Here is a 4996-nt window from a genome sequence, read left to right as displayed (position 1 = left end):
GCGGTCCCTCTCCGGCGGGCAGCGACAGCGCGTCGCCCTCGCCAGGGCCCTCGCCGCCGACAGCTCCGTACTGGTGCTGCACGACCCGACCACCGCCGTGGACACCGTCACCGAGTCCCGGATCGCCGCCCGGCTGCGGGAAATCCGCCACGGGCGCACCACCGTGCTGATCACGACCAGCCCGGCCCTCCTCGCGGTCACCGACCGGGTGGTGGTCCTCGACGAGGGCGCCGTGGCCGCGGACGGCCACCACACCGAACTCGTCGCAGGTGACGAGCGGTACCGGGCGGCGGTGCTCGCATGACGTCCACGTACGAAGACCGCGCGCAGGACACGGACACGCGCGCAGAGGAAGAGGGGGAAGCGGCCATGAGCACACCCGGTGCGGACCGTGCGCTGCTGCCGACGGCGAGCGGTGCGGAGAGCCTCGCGGCGCTGCGCACCATGCTGCGCGGCCATCGGCGGCTGACCGCGGCCGCCGTCACCGTCCTGGTCGCCGGGACCGGTGTCGGTCTGCTGACCGCTCCCCTGCTCGGCCACATCGTGGACCTGGTGGTGGAGCGGCGGGGTTCGCGGGCGCTGACGGTGCCCCTGGTGCTGCTCATCGTGGTGGCCCTGGTGCGCGGCGCCGCCGCCGCGGTCGGCAGCACGCTCGTGGCCCGGCTCGGCGAGACCGTACTCGCCGCCGTGCGCGAGCAGTTCATCGAGCGGGCGCTGCGGCTGCCGCTGGAGCGCGTCGAGGCAGCCGGTTCGGGGGATCTGGTCTCCCGGGTCACCAGCGATGTCTCCGTGATCGCGAAGTCGGTGCGCCAGGCGCTGCCCGAGTTCACCCGCTCCGCGCTGACCATCGTGCTGACCTTCGTCGGACTCGCCGTGCTGGACTGGCGGTTCCTGATGGCTGCGCTGCTGGCGATGCCGGTGCAGGTGCTGTCGGTGCGCTGGTATCTGCGCCGGGCCGCTCCGGTGTACGCCGAGCACCGCGTCGCGACCGGCGCACTCCAGCACCAGCTGCTCGACAGCGTCGGCGGGGTGCGTACGGTACGGGCCTTCCGGCTGAACCGGGCGCACACGGCCCTGCTGGAGCAGCGCTCCGCGTCGGCGCGGGACCTCGCGCTGGGCGGCATCCACATCGTCACCGGCTTCTTCTCGCGGCTGAACCTGGCCGAGTACATGGGCCTGGCGGCCATGCTCGGCGCGGGCTTCCTGCTGGTGGACAACGGTTCGGTGAGCATCGGTACGGCCACCGCCGCCGCGCTGTATTTCCACAGTCTCTTCAACCCGGTCAACGCCACGCTGTTCCTCATCGACGACGCGCAGTCGGCGGGCGCCAGCTTCGCCCGGCTGGTCGGGCTGTCCAAGCTGCCGGCCGAGCAGACCGCGCCGGGCGGCCGCGCTCCGGCGGACGGTTCGGTGAAGGTGAGCGCGCTCAGCTACGCCTACGCCGCCGGGGTTCCCGTGCTGCGGAAGGTCGACCTGGCGGTGCGCGGCGGTGAACGGGTGGCGCTGGTGGGCGCCAGCGGCGCCGGCAAGACGACGCTGGCCAAGGTCATCGCGGGCGTCCACGAGCCGCACGGCGGGACCGTCTCGCTCGGCGGGGTCGACGCGGCCGAGCTGGGCGCCGCGGGTGTGCGGCGCGCGGTGACGCTGATCAGCCAGGAGGTGCACGTGTTCGCGGGCCCGCTGGCCGAGGACCTGCGCCTCGCCCGTCCGGAGGCCACCGACGAGGAGGTGCGCGCGGCGCTGTCCCGGGTCGGCGCCCTGGAGTGGGCCCAGGCACTGGCGGACGGCCTGGACACGGTCGTGGGCGAGGGCGGCCACCGGCTGACGGTGACCCAGGCGCAGCATCTCGCGCTGGCCCGGCTGGTTCTCGCGGACCCGCCGATCGCGATCCTGGACGAGGCCACCGCCGACGCGGGCAGCGCGGGCGCGCGGGTCCTGGAGGAGGCGGCCCTGCGGGCACTGGAGGGGCGTACGGGCCTGGTGGTCGCACACCGGCTCCCGCAGGCGGCGACCGCCGACCGCGTCGTGGTCCTGGACGAGGGCCGGATCGTGGAGACCGGCAGCCATGACGAACTCGTCGCGGCGGGCGGCCGTTACGCGGCGCTCTGGGCGGCGTGGTCCGACAGCCGCCGGGAGCCGGTGGACGGCGCACCGGCGCCGGAGCGATGCGCGGCAGTGCCGGCGGACGCGCAGTGAACGCGCGGATTCCCGGACGGGGCGGGCGGGGGCTTCGTACGTTCGCGACAGGCGCCGCCCCGTCAGTGGATGAACTCGATGTCGGGGTATCGCCGGGACGGACCGGCCAGCAGGTGGCCGTCCCGGCCGCGCAGGTGGAGGTCGAAGAACGCGCGCAGGTAGGCGCGTTCGGCGGCGACGGCCCGGTCGGCGCCGATCGTTCCGATGGACTCGGTCAGGGCGGCGACCGTCTCCGGCGGCAGTGGAAGCGCCCTCTCCAGCTGCTGCGCCAGCGGGGACATGTCCGTGAAGGTCTGGTGGCCGGAGTGGCGCAGCCGCAGTTCGAGGTGCCAGCCCCGCAGGTGTGACCAGAATTTCACCCAGGACGGATCGTTGTACCGTCCGTGACCGGCATTGCTCATCAGGAGGAACGGGCGGTCGAGACCGGTGTCCGCGACGATTCCGTTGATGCTGCCGTCCAGGTCGGCGCCGGCAAGGATCCGGCGGTCCTGCGCCATGGCCCCCGCGGCCGTGTCACCGCCGATCGAATGCCCGAACATGCCGGTCTTCGACAGGTCGAGGGAGCCCCGCAGACCGCGGGGCAGCCGGCGGCCCCCGGCGTCGGGGTTCCTCCCGGCGTTCAGCAGTTCCAGTTCGTTCAGCACGAACCGGGTGTCGTCCTGACGGACTCGCAACGCCGCCGTCCTGTCCGGATTCCGCCCCAGCTCCACTCTGCCGCCGGGGAACTCCACGACGGAGGCTTCGTGGGTGTGATCGATGGTGACCACCAGGTACCCGTGGGCGGCCAGGTCCTCGACCAGCGCGGTGCCCATGGCACGCATCATGTTGTAGCCCGGTGAGAAGAGGATCACGGGACGGCCGTGGCGGCGCACCTCCACGGGGGCGTTCTGCCAGGCATGGGTCACCGGGAAGCCGACGTTGTCCATCGGCGTCCGCAGGTCCTGGCCCACCTGTCGTCGGTACACCTTCGTCGCCGCAGGCGGGAGCCAGGGGGCGCGGCGGCAGCCGTGGCTGCCCGACGCCGGGTACCACAGGCTGACCATCAGTTCTCGGGGTGCGGCGGGCGAAGTCCACGGGTCCCGGCGCGAACGGTCGATCAGATGCACTGACGTGGTGCCGATCCGCCGCGGGCCGGTCGGCGCCGGCAGCGCGAGACGCACCCGGCCCTTCCCGGGCCCATGGTCCGTCGGCTCGATGCTGACGGCCGGAGCGGCGCCGGACAGACGGCCGTCCGCCCGCACCGCCCCCGAGGTCGCGAGTACGAGCCCCGCCGTTCCGGCCGCGGCAAGCACCGACCGGCGCGAAATGTCCCTCATCCTGATCCCCCACCTGCACTCGACGGCTGGTTGACCGTCCACCGAGGCTGGCATCCCCGCAGCACCGGCGGCAGGCCGCGAGCGCTATGTCAGGGTAGGTCCAGGGTCATCCCCGACCCTGCCTGGGGGCTTGGACCGCCACGCTGTGCGCGGCAGCGCTCCGGAAACGCGAACGCCGCCGCCCCCGGTGCGAAGGTCTTACCGAGGGGCGGCGGCGGATGTACGGCTCAGCCCTGGAGGGCGACGAGGCTCGCCGGCCGCAGGTCCGTCCAGTTCGCCTCCACATGGGCGAGGCACGCCTCACGGGTGTCAGCGCCGAAGACGGTCCGCCAGCCGGCCGGCACCTCGGCGAAGGCGGGCCACAGCGAGTGCTGGTTCTCGTCGTTGACCAGGACCAGGAAGGTGCCCTGCGGGTCCTCGAACGGGTTGGTCGTCATGCGTTGTCACTCCTCTTGGACGGTGCGGTGAACAGCTCGGACAGCGACTGTTCCGGATGAGTTGTCACGCGGTGCAGCAACTCCAGGTATTCATCGGTCAGTTGCTCGGCCTTGGTCGTGCCCAGCAGGTCTGTGGCGTGGATCAGCCCGCAGTGCACCGGGCCGTCGCCGCGCGGCTCGTGGAAGCTGAGGGTCAGCTCGGCCCGGGTGACGCCGGTCGGCACGGCCGCGAGCGAGCCGATGCCGCCCTCCAGCTGTTCCGCGTCGGCCTGTTCGTGGTGGATCACCATGAACTGCGGCCCCCGGGGCGGGAGTCCGGTGGCCCGTACGACCGCGTCGAACGGGACGTCCTGCCGGTCGAGGGCGCTCAGCGTCGTCTCCCGTACCCGGGCCAGCAGTTCCGCGAAGCTCGGGTCGCCCGCCGTGTCGGTGCGCAGCACCACCGTGTTGAAGAAGCAGCCGACCAGATCGGCGAGTTGGTCGTCGGTGCGTCCCGCGACCATCGTGCCGATCGGCAGATCGGTGCCCGCGCCGTGCCCGGTGAGCAGCGCCGCGAGGGCCGAGTGGAGCACCATGAACATGCTGGTGCCGGTGGCCCGCGCGAGCCGGTCCACGGCGGCGTGCAGCTCCTCGTCGAGGACGAACCCGACGTGGCCGCCGGGCCGGGTGGCCGGGTCCGGCCCGGCCGGGCGGGGGCCGTCGGCCGACAGGGCCGGCCGCACCGGCAGTCCGTCGAGCGTCCGGCGCCAGTAGGCGAGTTGCCGGCCGCCCCGGCTGTCCGGGTCGGCGAGGTCGCCCAGGGCCTCGTGCGCCCAGTGGGCGTAGTCGGCGTAGCCGACCGGCAGCGGCTGCCAGCCAGGGGCGAGGCCCCGGGCGCGTGCCGTGTGGGCCGTGACCAGGTCGCGGAACAGCGGGACCACGGACCACTCGTCGACGGCGAGGTAGTGCATGGTCAGCAGCAGTGCCTGGCCGCCGTCGGGGCCGGTGAGCAGATGCGCCCTGATCGGCGCCTCAGTAGCCGGATCCGGCGCCGATCAGGGCGCATCT

At 73.3% G+C, this 4996-nt stretch carries 5 protein-coding genes; 2 read left to right on the top strand and 3 right to left on the bottom strand.

Going from position 1 to position 4996, the window contains the following annotated elements:
- Both J1C73_RS13390 and J1C73_RS13385 read left to right on the top strand, forming a co-directional pair.
- A partial coding sequence (locus J1C73_RS13390) for an ATP-binding cassette domain-containing protein (RefSeq protein WP_207316565.1) occupies window positions 1–304 on the top strand: 304 nt, incomplete at its 5' end.
- Window positions 305–369: 65 nt separating this feature from the next.
- Window positions 370–2196: an ABC transporter ATP-binding protein gene (locus J1C73_RS13385; RefSeq protein ID WP_242644112.1), complete on the top strand. Its 1827-nt coding sequence runs from the start codon at window positions 370–372 to the stop codon at window positions 2194–2196.
- Window positions 2197–2258: 62 nt separating this feature from the next.
- Here the strand turns inward: J1C73_RS13385 and J1C73_RS13380 are convergent, their stop codons facing one another.
- From J1C73_RS13380 to J1C73_RS13370, 3 genes are all read right to left on the bottom strand, one after another.
- Entirely contained in the window at window positions 2259–3512 is a 1254-nt protein-coding gene (locus tag J1C73_RS13380) for an alpha/beta hydrolase family protein (RefSeq protein ID WP_207316563.1), read from the bottom strand.
- Between the two features lie 227 nt (window positions 3513–3739).
- Complete coding sequence (locus tag J1C73_RS13375) at window positions 3740–3949, bottom strand: MbtH family protein (RefSeq protein WP_123463937.1); 210 nt, start codon at window positions 3947–3949, stop codon at window positions 3740–3742.
- Window positions 3946–4905: a condensation domain-containing protein gene (locus J1C73_RS13370; protein ID WP_242644113.1), complete on the bottom strand. Its 960-nt coding sequence runs from the start codon at window positions 4903–4905 to the stop codon at window positions 3946–3948. Before J1C73_RS13370 ends, J1C73_RS13375 begins: the two co-directional genes overlap by 4 nt.
- Window positions 4906–4996: the final 91 nt, after the last annotated feature.

Source organism: Streptomyces laculatispora, assembly GCF_017353455.1.
Taxonomy (GTDB): domain Bacteria; phylum Actinomycetota; class Actinomycetes; order Streptomycetales; family Streptomycetaceae; genus Streptomyces; species Streptomyces laculatispora.
The sequence above is the reverse complement of the archived record's forward strand: the minus strand, read 5'-3'. Positions and strand labels throughout refer to the sequence as shown.